The following is a 17,147-nucleotide window of genomic DNA, read 5'->3' as shown; positions in this document are numbered from 1 at the left end:
CTTTTCGCAGTTAGGTGGTACCTACCCTAGCGGGTGGCGCGGGCCTGGCCTTCGGCGTAACCTGCTGCCGACTGGATACCCACGACAGCTCTCTCGGCGAACTCCTGGATCGAGGCTGCCCCGGCGTAGGTGAAGGAGGATCGGACACCCGAAATAATCGAATCGATCTGGTCCTCTACCCCGCCCCGGCCCTCGGGCAGGTAGATTCGGGCTGACGAGATACCCTCCTCGAACATTTCCCGGCGGGCCTTCTCAAATGCTTCAGTCTTGGAGTTGCGGTTAATGACCGCGCGGCGGGAGGCCATGCCGAAGGACTCCTTGTAGAGGCGGCCGTCGGCGTCCTGCAGTACATCGCCGGGTGACTCGTAGGTTCCGGCAAACCAGGAACCAATCATGACGTTGGAGGCACCGGCGGCCAGGGCCAGGGCGACGTCGCGGGGGTCCTTGATTCCGCCGTCCGCCCAAATATGAACACCCAACTTTTTGGCTTCAGCTGCACATTCTAGGACGGCGGAGAACTGGGGGCGGCCCACCCCGGTCTGCATACGGGTGGTACACATGGCTCCAGGGCCCACGCCAACCTTAATAATGTCGGCCCCGGCTTCTGCCAGGTCGCGGACGCCAGCTGCGGTCACGACGTTACCGGCGGCGATAGGGATGGAAGGGTTGAGGGCCTTGACCTTCTTGAGGGCCTCGATCATGGTTTCCTGGTGGCCGTGGGCGGTATCGACAACCAGGACGTCAGCCCCTGCTTCGATGAGGGCAGAGGCCCGGCCTGCAACGTCCCCGTTGATACCGATTGCAACGCCGATACGGAGCTTACCCTGGGCGTCGGTGGCAGGTTCATAGAGGCTGGCCCGCAGGGCAGCTGCGCGGGTGAGCACGCCAACCAGCTTGCCCTCCACATCCACCACGGGAGCTACCTTGCGGGACTTTTCGTGCAGGATATCGAAGGCTTCACGCGGGGTGACGGTATCAGGTAGGGTGAGCAGCTCGGTGCTCATCAGGTCTTGAACCTGGTCAAAGTTATCGGCCCCGCGCAGGTCCTTGGGGGTGATAACGCCGATGGGGGTTTCACCGTCCACCACGATTGCTGCCCCGTGGGCCCGCTTGGGCAGCAGGTGGCGGGTATAACCTGCGGTGTGGTGGGGCTTGACGGTAATGGGGGTGTCAAAAATCAGGTGGGAGTTTTTGACCCGCCGGATGGTTTCGGCAACGATGTCGGTGGGCACGTCCTGGGGGATAATGGCGATACCGCCCCGGCGGGCCACGGTTTCAGCCATACGGCGGCCAGAGACGGCGGTCATGTTAGCGATGACCAGGGGAATAGTGGTACCGGTTCCGTCGGCGGTGGTGAGGTCTACTCCCATGCGGGAACCTACCGCTGAGCGGGAGGGAACCATGAATACGTCGTTGTAGGTCAGGTCGGTGGTGGGGGTCATGTCGTTGAGAAACTTCATACCCCCAGTTTATGCGGTGGGGCCTTGACCTGGTGGTTTGTCAGCTTTGAGCGTGTAACCTGAGCAACTCCACATTGTGGCATTTTTGCCAGGGTGGCCCGTCTCAGCCCCCTGGGTATAGGTCGGCGCGTAGGCTGGTAGGCGACAGGGCTTCCTGGCCCTGGCCCCATAGACCCAGCGCGAAAGGTACAACGATGACCGATTCCCAGCTCCTCGTCCCCGCCGCAGATGACCCCACCTGGTGGCGCCAGGCCGTTGTCTACCAGATTTATCCCCGCTCCTTTGCGGACGCCGACGGCAACGGTATTGGCGACCTCAAGGGTATTACCGCTAAGGTTCCCTACCTCAAGAAGCTGGGTGTAGATGCCGTTTGGCTCTCCCCCTTCTACCCCTCGGCCCTGGCCGACGGTGGCTACGATGTTGATGACTTCCGCGACGTTGACCCCAAGATTGGCACTCTGGAAGATTTCGATGAGATGGTAAGCGCCCTGCACGCAGCCGGTCTCAAACTGATTGTTGATGTGGTGCCTAATCACACCTCTAACCTGCATGTCTGGTTCCAGGAGGCCCTGGCGTCCGCCCCGGGTTCTGCAGCCCGCAACCGCTATATCTTCCGCGATGGGCTGGGCGACAACGGTGAGCTACCCCCGTCTGACTGGACCTCTATCTTCGGTGGCCCGGCCTGGGAGCCTGTAGGGGACGGCCAGTGGTACCTGCATAACTTTGCGGTTGAGCAGCCCGACCTCAACTGGCATAACCCCGAGGTCCATGAAGACTTCAAAGAAACTTTCCGTTTCTGGGCAGATCGCGGTGTCGATGGCTTCCGCATTGACGTGGCCCACGGTATCGCCAAGGACCTACCCGAGGTACTGCCTAGCCAGGCAGAACTCGACGCTATGCCTAAGGACGGCACCCACCCCATGTGGGACCGCGACGACGTGCACGAGATTTATAAGGAATGGCGGGCCGTTTTCAATGAATACACCCCGCCCCGTACCGCCGTGGCTGAGGCCTGGGTGGAGCGCGACCGTCGCCCCGCCTACGCGTCCGCCCAGGGTCTGGGCCAGGCCTTTAACTTTGACTTGCTCACCGCCCGCTTCGAGGCGGGCGAGTTCCAAAAGATTGTGGCTGAGAACCTGGAACTCTCAGCCGAATCCGGTTCGTCGAGTACCTGGGTGCTCTCCAACCACGATGTGGTGCGCCACCCCACCCGCTACGGCCTGCCCTTCGTGGAGGGTAAGACCAACGAGAAGGTGGGCCACGAGTGGCTACTGGCTGGCGGCCCGGCTGAGGAACTTGACCGGGAACTGGGTACCGCCCGTGCCCGCGCAGCCACCCTCTTTGAGTTGGCCCTGCCCGGTTCAGCCTACCTCTACCAGGGCGAGGAGCTGGGTCTGCATGAGGTCGCTGAAATTCCTGACAGCGAGCGCCAGGACCCCACCTTCTTCAACTCCCCCGGCGTAAATGTCGGCCGTGACGGTTGCCGGGTGCCCCTGCCCTGGCAGGCGGACGCCCCGGCCTTCGGTTTTGGTACTGGCAAGCCCCACCTGCCCCAGCCCGCCTGGTTCTCAGGCTATGCGGTGTCGGCCCAGGACCAGCAGGAAGATTCCACTCTGAATCTCTACCGGGCAGCCCTGGCCGCCCGCCGCCAGCTCCAGGGCGCTGAAGAGCTGGCTTGGCTTGAGACGGGGAACGAGGCCGTCCTGGCCTTTGAGCGCCCCGGCGGCTGGGTCAATCTGACTAACTTCAGCACCGAGCCCGCTCCCCTGCCAGTTAACCTGGCTGGAGCCGAGTTTGTGCTGGGCTCCGCCCCTGATTCCCAGGACGTTTTCGCCGCAGGTGACGTGCCCGGGTCGGCTACGCTCTGGCTCAAGCGCTCCGCAACAGCCTAAATACGGTCAAGGCAGACGCGCCCCGGCGACGCCCCTCTCATAGCTCGCGCTGGGGCGCTCGCTATGATTCACGCCAGCCCCGAGCCAGCCGCCGGTTGGCGCGTCTGCCCTTCCCTTATCGCCGAGCTAAGTCGCGAATACGCTCAACGGTCTCGCGGGGCGTGGTGTTTTCGCCCAGACGGTTGGGTTTGCCGGTGCCGTGGTAGTCGGAGGATCCGGTGACGAGAAGGTCGTGTTTGGCTGCTGTTTCCAGCAGCCAGGTGCGGTCTTCTTCCGGGTTGTCGCGGTGGTAGACCTCAAAGCCGGCCAGGCCCACCTCGATCATTGCGTAGATGGTTTCGTCGCTGGCAAGTTTTCCGCGGGCTGACGCCTTGGGGTGGGCCATGACCGGAACACCTCCGGCAGCCCGCACCAGCTCCACAGCCCGGACCGGATCCACGGCGTAGTGGGGCACATAGTATTTTGAGCGGGTGGTCAGAATCGTTTCAAAGGCTTCTGACCTGTTGGCAACAGCGCCAAGGGTTACCAGGGCGTCAGCAATATGGGGTCTACCCACTGTCGCCCCCTCATGGACCTGGTTCTGGACGGTTTCCCAGGTGATTGGGTAGTCTTCGGCGAGTCGTTCGACCATACGCTGGGCGCGGCCTACGCGGGAGTCGCGGGCACGGTTAATTTCAGCTAAGAGGGCTTCGTTGGCCGGGTCATGCAGGTAGGAGAGCAGGTGAATACTGACGCCCTGGGCCGAACAGGAAATTTCCATACCGGGCAGGAAGTCTAGCCCCAGACGTCCTGCTTCTAATTCTGCCTCAGCCCAGCCAGCGGTGGTGTCGTGGTCGGTCAGGGCAAAGCCGGTGAGTCCGGTGGCAGCTACATCAGCGACAAGCTCCCTCACCGGCTGGGTGCCGTCAGAAATTTGAGAGTGGGTGTGCAGGTCATACATAGCACCAGATTACCCGCTCAAACCCCAGGAAACCGGGGACCAATGATTAGCTCACCTAAAGTATCCCTGCCACGATCTTCAGCTAGACGCACCGTTAGCCCGCTCACTAGACTGGTAGCCATGACTACTAGCGAAAATACCTCAACCCCCGGTGACGATCAGCCCATCGAAGAGCGCGTCACCAACCGCTCTGCAGCCCCCAAATCCACCGCTTTTACCGACTTTATGGCAGCTAACTGGGCACCGGCGTCCGACCAGCTTCCTGCCCGCGCCCGCGTCGCCGACTTCGCCGCAGAACGCCGCGCCAAGATTTCCGCCCTCTTCCCCGGCGAGCGCCTGGTGCTGCCCGCTGGCCCCCTCAAGGTGCGCTCTAACGACACCGACTACCGTTTCCGCCCCCACTCAGCCTTTGCCCACCAGACCGGCCTGGGCCTGGACCATGAGCCCGATGCTGTGCTTGTATTTGAGCCCGTTGAAGATGGCCAGGGAGATAACGGTTCCAATCACGAGGTCACCCTCTATTTCCGCCCCCTGGCAGGGCGCGATACCGAGATGTTCTACCGCGATCCCCGCTACGGTGAGTTCTGGATTGGCCCCCGCCCCACCCTCGAATCCCTGGGTGCCGAGTACGGTCTGCGCACCAAGGATTTGAGCGAGCTTGAAGTAGCTATTACCAAGAACGCCGGCCCTGAGGCCCTGGGCGGTGTGCGGATCCGCCTGGTGCGCAACGTTGATTTGAACGTCGATGCCCTGGTCGATACCTCCCGTTACAACACCTCAGTTGACCTGGAAGAATCGGATAAGCTCGATGCCGCCCTGACCGAGGCCCTCTCTGAGGCCCGCCTGGTCAAGGACGAGATCGAGGTAGAGAACCTGCGCCGCTCAGTGGATTTGACCATCGAGGGTTTTGCCGAGGTCGTCAAGGCTCTGCCTGCGGCTATTGCCCACCGCCGCGGCGAGCGCGTGGTCGAAACCGCCTTCTTCGCCAAGGCCCGGGTTGAGGGCAATGACCTGGGCTACGACACCATTGCCGCCTGCGGTAACAACGCCACGATTCTGCACTGGATCCGTAATAACGGCTCTGTCGATGAGGGCAAGCTTCTGCTGCTCGATGCCGGTGTTGAGGACGACACCCTCTACACCGCGGACGTCACCCGCACCTTCCCGGTCAACGGCAAGTTCTCCGAGGTTCAAGCTAAGGCCTACAACATTGTGCTCGAAGCAGCCGATGCTGCCTTCAAGGCTGCGGTGCCGGGCAAGAAGTTCCACGAGGTTCATGACGCTGCCATGCAGGTACTGGCAACCCGCCTCCACGAGTGGGGGCTCCTGCCTGTTTCGGCTGAGGTTTCTCTCTCGGCTGAGGGCGGCCAGCACCGCCGCTGGATGCCCCACGGCACCAGCCACCACCTGGGTCTTGACGTGCACGACTGCGCCCAGGCCAAGAATGAGCTCTACATGGAGGGCATCATCGAGCCCGGCATGGTCTTCACCATTGAGCCCGGCCTCTACTTCAAGGAAGAGGATCTCGCTATCCCCGAGGAGCTGCGCGGCATCGGCATCCGTATTGAAGACGATGTGCTCATCACCGAGGACGGCAACGAGAACCTCTCGGCGGCCCTGCCCCGCACCGTAGAGGGTATCGAGGCCTGGATGGCTGAGAACTCCCGCTAATCCCAAAAAAATATCCGCCCCCAGGTAGATTCTGGGGGCGGATATTTTGATGGGCGGACCGGCTTCCTGCCCGGTGAGGGGCAGCGCACCTAGCCTATGGCCTAGTCCTTATCCTTCGCCGCGCTGTCTGGAGCCTCAGGGGCCTTACGGATCGTTGCCTCAAATTCTTCGGGGGTTTCTACCCGCAGGCCGTAGCGCGACTCCCCCTTCTCAGCGCGGATCTGCTCGACACGCTCGTTGGTTGTGGGGGCCGCAGGCTGCTTGCGGATCATTGCCTCAAATTCCTCCGGGTTCTCAACCCGCAGGCCGAACTTTCCAGCGGCCTGGGAGCCGTCCCGGTTAGTTTCTGCAGGCGGGGTGAAGACCGGGGTGCTCGCCCCTTCTGGCTTAGCTGGGGCCGCAGGCTTTTCGTCGGCCGGGTTGAAGCCGGGCAGGAAGGGTTCAGGCTTCTGTTCCCGCGGGGGCAGGGGCGCTGAGGGGTCAAACCACTGCGGCTGACCGGGGGCAGCCGGGCTGGGCTGGGCCTGCTGGGGCCCGTTTGCTGGTGCATTTCCCTCTGCCGGGGGGCGGACGTCCTGCTGGCGGCTTGAGGGCGGGCCAGCTGGGGCCTGCCCCTGCTGGGGGCTGGGCTGCTGGTTGACCGTGTGCATCATGGCCGGGTGGGGCACGGGGCTAGAGTGGTCCTGGCTAACGGTGACGCGCAAAAGCTGGCGGGCAGCTGCGGCGGTGGCCGGGATAGCCATCAGGTCAAAGGAGGAGGGCAGCATCTGGCTGCGGGTCCTAATCCCCTTGCCTTTGGCACGGGAGGCAACGAAGATGGAGTAGATCATGCTGAAGGCTACGGCCAGGGGCACGATGCTCAAGAAGTTCCCCAGCATGGAGGTCTGGGTAATGAGGGAGTTGAAGAGGGCAACGAGGGCACCGAGGCCAACGCCCTGAATAGCGCCGCTGAGCGCTGCCCGGGGGTAGGTGGCCTGGCCGGTGATGTAATCGACCTGGCGGAGGTCCTTACCCACCACAAAGAGGGTGTGGACGGGAAACTTCTGACTGGCCAGGTATTCGATGGCCTTATTAAGATCACGACGGTTGGTGAAGGTGGCGACGAGTTCTCCCGGGGGGATATTCACTCCGTCGGCCAGGGCGAGGGCAGGGGGTGCTTTCAGTTGGTCCATGCCCCTATTTTTTCGTATTTTGCTGGATGGCAACTGGGGATAGGCTCTGGTATCGCCACCGGCGTACACCCCGGCTGTAAGCTCGCTTATTTTTCCCGCCCTGTGGCTGTCGGGCGTGGCAGCCTCCAGCCCCAGGGAGTAGGCTTAAGACTTGTGAGTAGCGTACCGAACAAAATCTTTATTGCCCGCCTGCTTGGCCTTGACGTCTTCGACCCCCACGGCGACCGCCTGGGACGCCTGCGCGACGTCGTGGTGCTCAAAAGCGGCTTCACCCAGTTCTCCGCTATCGGGTCCCTGGCCAAGCTCAAGGAACCGGTTGTCGTAGGCATTGTCATTGAAATTCTGGGCAAAAAACGCATTTTTGTTCCCATGACTCGGGTCACCAGCATCGATTCCACCCAGATCATCCTTACCGGCCTGGTCAACCTGCGCCGCTTTGAACAGCGCGGCTCAGAAGCCCTGGTCGTCGGCGAGCTTTTTGACAAGAAGGTTCAACTACGGGACGGCTCCGGCATGGCCCACGTTGAGGACGTTGCCATGGAACAGCGCCGTAACGGCGACTGGTTCATCTCTGAGCTCTTTGTCTCCCGCGGCCACAACCACCTGCTCCGGCGCCGTAAGGAAACCCTGATTGTCGATTGGGACCAGGTCATCCTCTCCACCGACTTCGAGCCCCAGGCAGCCACAGCCTTCGTCGCAAGCCATGAGGACTCCAACGCAGCAGATTTGGCCGATGCGATCCACGAAATGCCCGATAAGCGCATGGTCGAAGTGGCCCAGGAGCTCCAGGACGAACGCCTCGCCGACGTCCTTCAGGAACTTCCCGAAGAAGACCAGGTGCAGATCCTCTCCCACCTTGAGGTTGAACGCGCCGTCAACGTCCTTGAAGAAATGGAACCGGACGACGCCGCCGACCTTCTGAGCGAGCTTTCTGACACCCAGCGCGAGGAACTTCTCACCCTTATGGACCCCGAGGACTCGGACGACGTCCGCCGCCTCCTCGAATACGAGGAAGGTACTGCCGGTTCGCTCATGAACCCGGTGCCTATTATCCTCTCCCCCGAGGCAACCGTCGCCGAAGCCCTAGCCCATATCCGCCAGGAAGAGATCCCCCCGGCCATGGCAGCTGCCGTCATGGTCACCCGCCCGCCCCTGGAGACACCCACCGGCAAGTATCTGGGTCTGGTTCACATGCAGCGCCTGTTGCGCCACTCCCCCAGTGAGCAGGTCGGCAACATCATTGATTCCTCCATTGAACCTGTTACCGATGCCGCCAGCATCGAAGAAGTCACCCGTATTCTGGCCACCTACGACCTCACCATCGTCCCGGTCGTCAACGACCACGACCGACTAGTCGGGGCTGTCACGGTGGATGACGTCCTCGATGAGATCCTGCCCGATGACTGGCGAACCTACGACGACGGCACCCCCATTCGAAAGGTAGGTCGACGCTTTGAGTGATTCCCGCGACCGTAACGAGTCTGCCGGCTCCCTCGGAACCCCCCGCCAGCAAAAACGTCGGCGCCGCCTCTTCCAGCTGAGCCCTAATCCGGACGCTTTCGGGCAGATGACCGAAAAAATTGCCCGCTTCATGGGTACTCCCATGTTCCTGCTCTGGATGACGGTCTTCTGTGCCCTCTGGCTGGGCTGGAATACCCTTGCCCCTGAAGAGTGGCAGTTTGACCCCCGGGCCCTCAACTTCACCCTGCTGACCCTTATGCTCTCCCTGCAGGCCTCCTACGCGGCTCCCCTGCTCCTGCTGGCCCAGAACCGGCAAGACGACCGCGACCGCGTCGTCGCCCGCCAGGACCGCCAGCGCGACCAGCGCAACCTGGAGGAAACCGAGTACCTGACCCGTGAGATCGCCTCCTTGCGCATTACCCTGCGTGAGGTGGCCACCCGCGACTTCGTCCGCGGGGAAATGCGGGACATTATGGACGAACTCGCCGAGGTTCAACGCCGCCAAGAGGAGCTCTTTGCCCGGGCCGAACAGCTAGCTGCCCTAGGGCTTGGCCAGGGCCAAGATCCAGCCAAGGAACCTTCCGGTATGAGCCCTGATACGGCCCACCCGCCCACCAGTTCCTTTGAAATCCTCAGCGAGGACCACCCCAAGATCCGCAAGAAGAAGAAGGTCATGGACATCGACCGCCCCCAGGAGGATTAGGCTGTCATGGCAGAAACCCAAACGCCCCTACATCCGGAACTGGCCCAAGCCCTAGCTACCGTCATAGACCCAGAACTCCGCCAGCCCATCACCGATCTCGGTATGGTGGAGAAAGCCGAGCTGACCGGAAACAGAGCCGATATCTCTATCCTGCTCACCATCGAGGGTTGCCCGCTCCGGTCCACCATTGAGCAGGACGTCCGCTCAGCGGTGGGGGCCATAGCAGAGGTTGAGGACATCAAGCTGAGCGTTGGCTACATGAGTGCTGACCAGCGGGCCGTCCTCAAACAAAAACTCGGCCACACCAAGACCAACCCCTTCATCCAGGAGGGGTCGCTGACCCGGGTCTTTGCGGTAGCCTCCGGCAAGGGTGGGGTGGGTAAGTCCTCAGCGACCGCCAACCTGGCAGCAGCCTGTGCCACAGCCGGGCTCAGCGTCGGCATTATTGACGCAGACGTTCACGGCTTCTCTATTCCCGGCCTCTTGGGCATCAGCTCCGGCCCAACCCGCATGGACGATATGATCCTGCCCCCCGTGGTTGAGGCCCCCAGCGGCGCCGGTGTTATCAAGGTTATTTCCATTGGGATGTTTGTGAAGCCGGACCAGCCGGTAGCCTGGCGCGGCCCCATGCTCCACCGGGCCCTTGAACAGTTTTTGACTGACGTCCACTTTGGCCACCTCGATGTTCTTTTCCTGGATCTTCCTCCCGGCACCGGGGACATCGCCATCTCCATGGCCCAGCTGCTACCCCACGCCGAGATTCTCCTGGTCTCCACCCCCCAGCTGGCAGCCGTTGATGTTGCCCAGCGGGCCGGTACCCTGAGCCTGCAAACCGGCCAGAAGGTGGTGGGTATCCTGGAGAACATGGCTGCGATGACCCTGCCGGACGGCAGTAGCCTCCCCCTCTTCGGAGAGGGGGGCGGGGCCGTCCTCACCCAATCTCTGACCTCTGCCCTGGGCTATGAGGTGCCCCTGCTGGGTTCGGTTCCCCTCGATCTTGCTCTGCGGGAGGGCGGGGACGCTGGCACCCCCCTGGTGTGGAGCAAGCCTGACTCCCCTGCCGCCCAGGTCTTGACCGATGTGGCCCACCAGCTGACCCACCGCCCCCGGGGATTAGCTGGTAGCCCCCTGCCTTTCACCGTCTAGCCCCCCGGCCTCAGCCTCCTTAAACACGAAAAACCCACGAGATAGTGGGTTTTTCTGCTTTAAAGGCCCTTCTAGTTTAGGTGGCCTCAGCGTCAAAGGGGGCCCAAGCCCCGTGGGGCAGGCGCTGGGTGACGGACGGGGCCGGTTGAGCAGCTGCCCTCGCTTCAAGCTCAGCCTGACGTTCCTCGTCGTCCTCAGCAAAGGCCTCCCGCACAATGACACGCGGGTCATACTGACGCGGATCGTACTGCTTCCAGTCAATATCGCCTAAATCAGGGCCCAGGGTCTCTTTGAGGTCGTCTCTGGCGTCGAATGCCATGCGGCGGACCTGCTTGACGAAATTCTTGAGCTGCTGGGCGTATTCGGGCATGCGTTCTGGCCCGATGACAACAAACACCAGGATCAAAAGAACAATAAATTCGAGGCCGCTAATTCCAAGCACATCTAGAGATTACCAGGTGGGGCAGACAACTTCACATCTGTGATGCAGGGTTGAATAAGATATACCAAGAATCTCAGTTATTTCTACACGGTGAAGGGCAGATGACATGAATCGAGCAGACCTTTCGAAGATGTGGGCTTTTGCCGAGGATTTTTCAAGCCCCTCCCCCTACGAGGAGCTGGTCCGGGAGCAGGCCCAAATGCTGGGGGCTGAGCCTGTCTCTGCCTCTGTAGCTGATGCGCTCACGGTGTTTGCGGCAGCTAAGGCGCCAGCCCAGGTGGTCGACGTCGGGTGCGGGGGCGGGGTTGCTACCCTAGCGCTCTTGAAGGGTATGCCCGCTGGCTCTGCCCTCACCGCCCTTGAAATTGATCCCACCCGGGCCCAGGCAACCCGCACGGCCCTGGCCCAGGCAGGGTACGCTTCCTCCCACCGCACCCGGGTTATCACCGGCGATGCCCGCGATGTGCTCCTACACCTTTCGGACGCGGCCTACGACCTGGCCTTCGTTGATATTGGGGACGAGCTGGCTGAAGCGGCCGTCTACCAGTGCCTAAACCTGCTCAAGCCCGGCGGTCTCTTACTTGTTCACCGGCCCCTGGGCAGCGATGGGGCCGTGGCAACTCCCAGCCGCCGGGACGAGATCACCGTCTCCTTGCGCCGAATGCTCACGGATATCGCAGCCTGCGCCCAGGACGTCCACGTCTCCCTCCTGCCCGTCGGCGCCGGCTTGTTTGCCGTCCAACGTATCCATTAGCGATTCCCACCACCGGGGCGCAAAAAAGCTCCCCACCTGCTTCTGGCAGGTGGGGAGCTTGTACGTCCTTAGAAGTTCTCGACGCAGGCGCGAAGGGCCTCAACCTCTTCTTCGGTCAGGTCAAGGACCAGGCGACCGCCGCCTTCGACGGGGATTCGCATCACGATAGTGCGGCCCTCACGCACGATTTCGAGGGGGCCATCGCCAGTGCGGGGTTTCTGTGCTGCCATGAACATCTCTCCTCTGTGCGGGGGCAAGCCTACAAGATTCCAGTGGCTGTAAACCACTCAGTTTCTTCTATTAATCATAGTGCTTACTGAGCTGGTTGGGGGTAAAAACCCCTTTGGTTTCTTCGATTTTTTAGGGCGGGTAATCCCCACCTCCGGGCAGCTGCTTCCAGTGCCAGAGCCAGCCAACCCAGCCGAACTGGGCCAGGGCCCCTAGGCCCAGCAGGAGCCAGCGGTAGGCCGAGGACGCAGACAGGGCAACTACCGGCAGCAGGAGCGGGAACAGGGGAAGGAGCAGGCGGAAGGTGGAGGACTGGGGGTTGAAGAAGGCCAGCATATAGACAGCATAGGCGGCGCACCAGATGATGAGGGAAGGGTGCAGGACGCGGCGGGTCAGCGGGGCTACCAGGGCCAGCACCAGCCCGGCAAGGAGCAGGAGCAAAAGAACCGGGCCCAGCACCGGCCCCAGGTAATGCTGACTCTGGGTCAGCCAGGGGACAAAGGGCATGACGTGCTCGCCCCCAGCCCGCCAGGCAGCCTCAGTGGCAGTGTAGGCGTCCATACGGCTGGTTTTCAGCCAGGCATGGGCCGGGTGGATAAAGGCAAAGGCGCAGACCAGTAGGGCTGAGACCAGCTGACCTGCTGTGGCCAGCAGGGCTGAAACCGCCCCGTCCTTGCGGACATGAGAAACCCAGCAGGCTAACCACCACAGGCCAACGGCCGCCCCTAAGGGCACGCCCACAGGACGGGTGAGGGCAGCTGCCAGCGCAGGAAGAAGCAGGAGCCAGTAGCGGCCCTGCACCAGCAGGCAGAGGGACCAGGCTAAAAAGAGCAGGCCCAGGGCCTCGGCGTAGCCGGTTTGCAAGATGGGCGCTACAGCGCAGAAGCTCACCGCAGCAAGGCCCCAGAGGGCGGTATTGCTGCGGGAACTTGCATCCCTATCAGATACCTGAAGGGAGAGATCAAAGAGGCGGTAGATAAACCAGGCTGCCCCAAAACCGGCCAGGAGGGAGACCGTAGGGGCCACCAGCTGGTAGGGGGCTCCGATCACGGCAGTAAGAGCTTTGACCACCACGGGGTAGAGCGGGTAGAAGGCCCATTCGTTTTGGGCAACGTGCCCGGCTGTGTCGAGGGGAAGCTCAGTCGGATAGCCGGTGGTGGCAATTTTCCGGTACCAGTCAGAATCCCAGATAGTGACAAATTCCAGGTAACCCATAGCTGAGTCTTTCCAGGGGCCAAAGGTTTGGTGGCGGCCAACGGTCGAGAAAATTACCCACCCCCAGAGGCGGCTAGCAGCGTAAATGACCGCGACCTTACCCCACAGGGGCAGGTTCCTGAAAAGGGAGGAAAGCGCCTGCCAGAACCGGTAAAGAGCCAGGCTGGGCGCATCAAGCGGGGACTGTTGGGCCATGGGCTAGCTTTCGGACGAGGAAGCCTGGGCCTGCTTGAGCTGGCTACGAAGCCTCGTGTTTTCGGCAATCAGTTTCCGGAAGGTGCCGTCCACTTCCTCCTTGTTATAGCCCAAAGCTGCCGTGGCAAAGGCGATGGTTTTAAGTTCAGCCTCATCAGGATGGTCTGAGAGGATCAGGGGCTGCTCCCCTAAAGAGGGCAGGTCAAGGCCGTCAGTGCTGATGTGGTGGAGGGGCTTGCGGCCCGGAATTAGGCGGTCGGTGGCAAGAATGGCACAGCCTGCCAGGGTGCCGCTGAGCACAATAAAAGTAATGACAACAAGGAGGTAGTTCATGGGTTTCACTTTACAGGTGGGGCGGGGCCAGAAAGGCTAGGAGGCAGTCAACCAGGTTTCCAGAGCCGTGTAGCAGGCCTGGATTTCAGAGGCCTTCACATGTTCATGATCGGTGTGGGCCAGTAGAGCATCGCCCGGACCGAAGTTCACAGCAGGGATTCCGATTTCGCTGAATCGGGCGACGTCCGTCCACCCGTACTTAGGTTTGGGGGCTTGGCCCACCGACTCAATGAGCGAACGCGACATGGGGGCGTCCAGACCCGGGCGGGCAGCTGAGGAAAGGTCGACAAAATCAAGGTCATAGCCCTCAAAGACTTCATGAAGGTGGGCGATCGCCTGGTCAAGGGTCTTGTTGGGGGCAAAGCGGTAGTTGATGTGGACGCCGGCCTCATCGGGGATCACGTTACCGGCCACCCCGCCTGAAATCTGCACGGCGTTGAGCCCCTCGCGGTAGGCAAGACCCTCAACCTCATAGGTCTGGGGCTCATAGGCTGCCAGACGGCCCAGCACGTCCGCCATCTTATGGATAGCGTTTTCGCCCTTCCAGGCCCGGCCCGAGTGGGCTGCGATACCGGCAGTGCGGATCCAGAAACGAATGGTGCCGTTACAACCTCCCTCAATGGTGCCGTCGGTCGGTTCTAGCAGGACGGCAAAAGCCGCATCGGTTAGCTTCTCGCGGTGGTTCCGCATGAGGCGGGCAAGCCCTGAGAGCTCGGAGGCAACTTCCTCATTGTCGTAAAAGACATAGGTAATGTCATAGGCCGGGTTCTTCAAGGACGCCGCTAAGGCTAGCTGGACAGCCACCCCGCCCTTCATATCCACAGCCCCCCGGCCGTAGAGCACCCGCTCCCCCGACTCGTCCACCCAGGTGGCAGGTACGGTACCTAAAGAACCTTCGGTACGAGGCAGGGGCACCGTATCCAGGTGGCCAGCCAACACAACCCGGGTATCCCGTCCCAGGTTGGTGCGGGCGATGATAGCGTCGCCGTCACGGGTGATTTCTAAGCCGCCGATTCTTTCGAGGGCCGACTCAACCGCGTCCGCAAGCCGGGCTTCTGCCCCACTCACCGAAAAAATATTGAGCAGATCAGCCGTTAAATCCTCAACGGGCTGGGTAAGATCCAAAACCTCAGGCCCAAACTGGGCAAAATCAGTAGCTTGCGAAACAGAGTTAGTCATGATTCCACAATACAAGCACACCCAGCACAAGGTCCGGCTGATTCCGTACACTGGTACCCATGACTGAAAATAACCCCCGTGTAGCATCCGGCCTGGGCCTGGCCACCGTCGTTGCCTCCGGCGACAACGAAGGCACCGTCCTGGACGTCTGGTACCCCGCCCCTGACCTCACCGACACCCCCGACAACTCTGTCGCCGCCGACCTCGAAGCCTTGGTTGAAGCAGACGAAGACCGCAACGTTGTGCGTGAACTGGTCAACGTCACTATCAACCTCGACGAAGCCCCCGCCAACGCCGCGGACGCCTACCTTCGCCTGCACCTGCTCTCCCACACCCTGGTTGCCCCCAACACCATTAACCTCGACGGACTGTTTGGCAAACTGGCAAACGTAGCCTGGACCAACTTTGGCCCCGTCCTGGCCAGCGAATTCAACACCGTCTCCCTCAAGCTGCGCCGCCGCGGTGCCTTGGTGGTCACCCACGTCGATAAGTTCCCCCGCATGATTGACTATGTTGTGCCCGCAGGTGTGCGCATTGGCGACGCCGACCGCGTCCGTCTGGGTGCCCACCTGGCAGCCGGTACCACCGTCATGCACGAGGGCTTCGTCAATTTCAACGCTGGCACCCTCGGTGAATCCATGGTTGAGGGCCGTATCTCCCAGGGCGTTGTCATTGGCAACGGCACCGACATTGGTGGCGGCGCATCCACCATGGGCACCCTCTCCGGCGGTGGCACCCAGCGGGTCTCCATCGGCGAGCGCTCCCTGCTCGGGGCCGAAGCCGGTATCGGCATTGCCCTGGGCGATGACTGCGTGGTTGAAGCTGGCCTCTACGTCACCGCTGGCTCCCGCGTGACCGTCCTCAACCCCGGCGAAGAGCCCAAGGTCGTCAAGGCCCTGGAGCTCTCCGGCGTCAACAACCTGCTCTTCCGCCGCAACTCCGTGACCGGCGCTATCGAGGTCCTGCCCCGCGCTAACAACACCGTGGAGCTGAACTCAGAGCTGCACGCCAACTAGAGCAACCACCTCTTTCGCACAGGAAAAACCTCTAAAGTACTGTGTGTCCAGCCCCGCCACTGCGTCTACCGGGTGGCGGGGCTGAGTGCAGGTAAGCTAGAAAAAACACCTATCACCTTCCGAGGGGAAAACATGAAAATTCTGGTTACCGGTGGCGCCGGTTACATCGGCTCCCACACTGTCCTCCAGCTGCTTGAAGCAGGCCACGATGTTACCGTCATGGATAATCTCTCCAACTCTTCTATGGAGTCCCTGGCCCGCGTCGAGGAGCTCACCGGCAAGACCGTTGAGTTCCGCAAGGTTGATCTGCTGGATCTGCCCGAAATGAAGCAGCTTTTCAACCTGGTCAAGCCCGACGCTGTCATCCACTTTGCCGGCCTTAAGGCCGTGGGTGAATCAGCTGAAAAGCCCCTGTGGTACTACCAGACCAACGTCGCGGGCACCCTCAACCTGCTCTATGCCATGGAAGAGGCTGGCTGCCACTCTATCGTCTTCTCCTCTTCAGCTACCGTCTACGGTGAGCCTGAGTCTATGCCCTTGACTGAGAAAATCAATATGGATGCCCAGTCCTGCTACGGCCGCACCAAGGAACATATTGAGGATATGCTGGTGGACCTGGCTGCCTCTGACTCCAAATGGAACATTGCCCTGCTGCGCTACTTCAACCCGGTCGGTGCCCACGAGTCTGGTCGAATTGGTGAAGACCCCGCCGGTATCCCCAACAACCTGGTTCCCTTCATTGCCCAGGTTGCTGTGGGCCGCCGCGAGCACCTGAACGTCTTCGGTAACGACTACCCCACTGTGGACGGCACCGGTGTGCGCGACTACATCCATGTGGTTGACCTGGCGGACGGCCATCTCAAGGCTCTGGACTACATCACCACCCACGGCGGCCTGCACACCTGGAACCTGGGTACCGGCAACGGCTACTCGGTGCTTGAGGTCTTGCACGCTTTTGAGAAGGCTGCGGGTAAGGAGCTGCCTTACAAGATTGTGGACCGCCGCCCCGGTGACGTTGCTGTGTCTTATGCTGACCCGTCTGCTGCCCTGGCTGATTTGGGTTGGTCTGCTACCCGCGACATCGACACCATGGTGCGTGACCACTGGAACTGGCAGAAGAATAATCCTCAGGGATATGAGGCGTAGCCGAATATCTTTCGTTAAAAAATCGCCACCGATGTGGCGATTTTAGAAAGCGCGCGTAGCGCGGGATAGAAGCGTAGCGAGTAGCGACCGTTAAAGAATTGCCACCGATGTGGCAATTCTAGGTCGAGGCGTAGCCGAATATCCCTTAAAGCCGGGCCCCGGCGTCCTTCCCTCTTGTAGGGGTAGGACGCCGG

The 17,147-nt window shown here is 61.5% G+C and carries 16 protein-coding genes; 8 read left to right on the top strand and 8 right to left on the bottom strand.

The features are described 5' to 3' along the window. Window positions 1-26: 26 nt before the first annotated feature. The gene (locus ACMXX3_RS11270) at window positions 27-1,460 is read right to left on the bottom strand and encodes a GuaB1 family IMP dehydrogenase-related protein (protein ID WP_421084805.1); all 1,434 of its coding nucleotides are present in this window, start codon (window positions 1,458-1,460) and stop codon (window positions 27-29) included. 194 nt (window positions 1,461-1,654) lie between these two features. On the opposite strand from ACMXX3_RS11270, the gene ACMXX3_RS11265 reads away from it, so the two are divergent. Further along, window positions 1,655-3,352 (top strand): alpha-amylase family glycosyl hydrolase, encoded by a 1,698-nt coding sequence (locus ACMXX3_RS11265; protein WP_421084804.1) that lies wholly within the window; start codon window positions 1,655-1,657, stop codon window positions 3,350-3,352. Between the two features lie 115 nt (window positions 3,353-3,467). On the opposite strand, the gene ACMXX3_RS11260 is transcribed toward ACMXX3_RS11265, so the two are convergent. After that, complete coding sequence (locus ACMXX3_RS11260; RefSeq protein ID WP_421084803.1) at window positions 3,468-4,292, bottom strand: PHP domain-containing protein; 825 nt, start codon at window positions 4,290-4,292, stop codon at window positions 3,468-3,470. A gap of 120 nt (window positions 4,293-4,412) precedes the next feature. Between ACMXX3_RS11260 and ACMXX3_RS11255 the strand changes: the two genes are divergently transcribed. After that, entirely contained in the window at window positions 4,413-5,963 is a 1,551-nt protein-coding gene (locus tag ACMXX3_RS11255; protein WP_421084802.1) for an aminopeptidase P family protein, read from the top strand. 101 nt (window positions 5,964-6,064) lie between these two features. On the opposite strand, the gene ACMXX3_RS11250 is transcribed toward ACMXX3_RS11255, so the two are convergent. Further along, window positions 6,065-7,135 (bottom strand): general stress protein, encoded by a 1,071-nt coding sequence (locus ACMXX3_RS11250; RefSeq protein ID WP_421084801.1) that lies wholly within the window; start codon window positions 7,133-7,135, stop codon window positions 6,065-6,067. 153 nt (window positions 7,136-7,288) lie between these two features. Between ACMXX3_RS11250 and ACMXX3_RS11245 the strand changes: the two genes are divergently transcribed. From ACMXX3_RS11245 to ACMXX3_RS11235, 3 genes are read left to right on the top strand one after another with little or no spacing between them, the layout of a single operon-like run. Further along, complete coding sequence (locus ACMXX3_RS11245; protein ID WP_421084800.1) at window positions 7,289-8,596, top strand: magnesium transporter MgtE N-terminal domain-containing protein; 1,308 nt, start codon at window positions 7,289-7,291, stop codon at window positions 8,594-8,596. Further along, complete coding sequence (locus tag ACMXX3_RS11240) at window positions 8,589-9,299, top strand: DUF1003 domain-containing protein (protein ID WP_421084799.1); 711 nt, start codon at window positions 8,589-8,591, stop codon at window positions 9,297-9,299. The genes ACMXX3_RS11245 and ACMXX3_RS11240 overlap by 8 nt, the downstream gene beginning before the upstream one ends. 6 nt (window positions 9,300-9,305) lie before the next feature. Next, complete coding sequence (locus tag ACMXX3_RS11235; protein ID WP_421084798.1) at window positions 9,306-10,445, top strand: P-loop NTPase; 1,140 nt, start codon at window positions 9,306-9,308, stop codon at window positions 10,443-10,445. A 76-nt stretch (window positions 10,446-10,521) separates the two neighbouring features. Here ACMXX3_RS11235 and ACMXX3_RS11230 read toward each other — a convergent pair whose 3' ends face one another. Then, window positions 10,522-10,887: a Sec-independent protein translocase TatB gene (locus ACMXX3_RS11230; RefSeq protein ID WP_421084797.1), complete on the bottom strand. Its 366-nt coding sequence runs from the start codon at window positions 10,885-10,887 to the stop codon at window positions 10,522-10,524. A 106-nt stretch (window positions 10,888-10,993) separates the two neighbouring features. Here ACMXX3_RS11230 and ACMXX3_RS11225 point away from each other — a divergent pair, with 106 nt between their 5' ends. Then, a complete protein-coding gene (locus tag ACMXX3_RS11225; RefSeq protein WP_421084796.1) occupies window positions 10,994-11,641 on the top strand; it encodes an O-methyltransferase in 648 nt (215 codons plus the stop codon). A 68-nt stretch (window positions 11,642-11,709) separates the two neighbouring features. On the opposite strand, the gene ACMXX3_RS11220 is transcribed toward ACMXX3_RS11225, so the two are convergent. From ACMXX3_RS11220 to dapE, 4 genes are all read right to left on the bottom strand, one after another. Further along, a complete protein-coding gene (locus ACMXX3_RS11220) occupies window positions 11,710-11,871 on the bottom strand; it encodes a DUF3117 domain-containing protein (protein WP_421084795.1) in 162 nt (53 codons plus the stop codon). Between the two features lie 130 nt (window positions 11,872-12,001). Further along, the gene (locus ACMXX3_RS11215) at window positions 12,002-13,279 is read right to left on the bottom strand and encodes a hypothetical protein (RefSeq protein WP_421084794.1); all 1,278 of its coding nucleotides are present in this window, start codon (window positions 13,277-13,279) and stop codon (window positions 12,002-12,004) included. 3 nt (window positions 13,280-13,282) lie between these two features. Beyond that, a complete protein-coding gene (locus ACMXX3_RS11210; protein WP_421084793.1) occupies window positions 13,283-13,612 on the bottom strand; it encodes a hypothetical protein in 330 nt (109 codons plus the stop codon). 36 nt (window positions 13,613-13,648) lie between these two features. After that, window positions 13,649-14,791: a succinyl-diaminopimelate desuccinylase gene (gene dapE / locus ACMXX3_RS11205; RefSeq protein ID WP_421084792.1), complete on the bottom strand. Its 1,143-nt coding sequence runs from the start codon at window positions 14,789-14,791 to the stop codon at window positions 13,649-13,651. Window positions 14,792-14,850: 59 nt separating this feature from the next. On the opposite strand from dapE, the gene dapD reads away from it, so the two are divergent. Beyond that, window positions 14,851-15,807, top strand: coding sequence for a 2,3,4,5-tetrahydropyridine-2,6-dicarboxylate N-succinyltransferase (gene dapD, locus ACMXX3_RS11200; protein WP_421084791.1), 957 nt, complete (start codon window positions 14,851-14,853; stop codon window positions 15,805-15,807). Window positions 15,808-15,939: 132 nt separating this feature from the next. Then, the gene (galE, locus tag ACMXX3_RS11195; protein ID WP_421084790.1) at window positions 15,940-16,953 is read left to right on the top strand and encodes a UDP-glucose 4-epimerase GalE; all 1,014 of its coding nucleotides are present in this window, start codon (window positions 15,940-15,942) and stop codon (window positions 16,951-16,953) included. Window positions 16,954-17,147 lie beyond the last annotated feature (194 nt).

Origin of the sequence: Rothia nasimurium, assembly GCF_049068285.1 — a bacterium.
Lineage (GTDB): Bacteria > Actinomycetota > Actinomycetes > Actinomycetales > Micrococcaceae > Rothia > Rothia nasimurium_I.
This window is presented reverse-complemented; position numbering and strand designations above follow the sequence as displayed.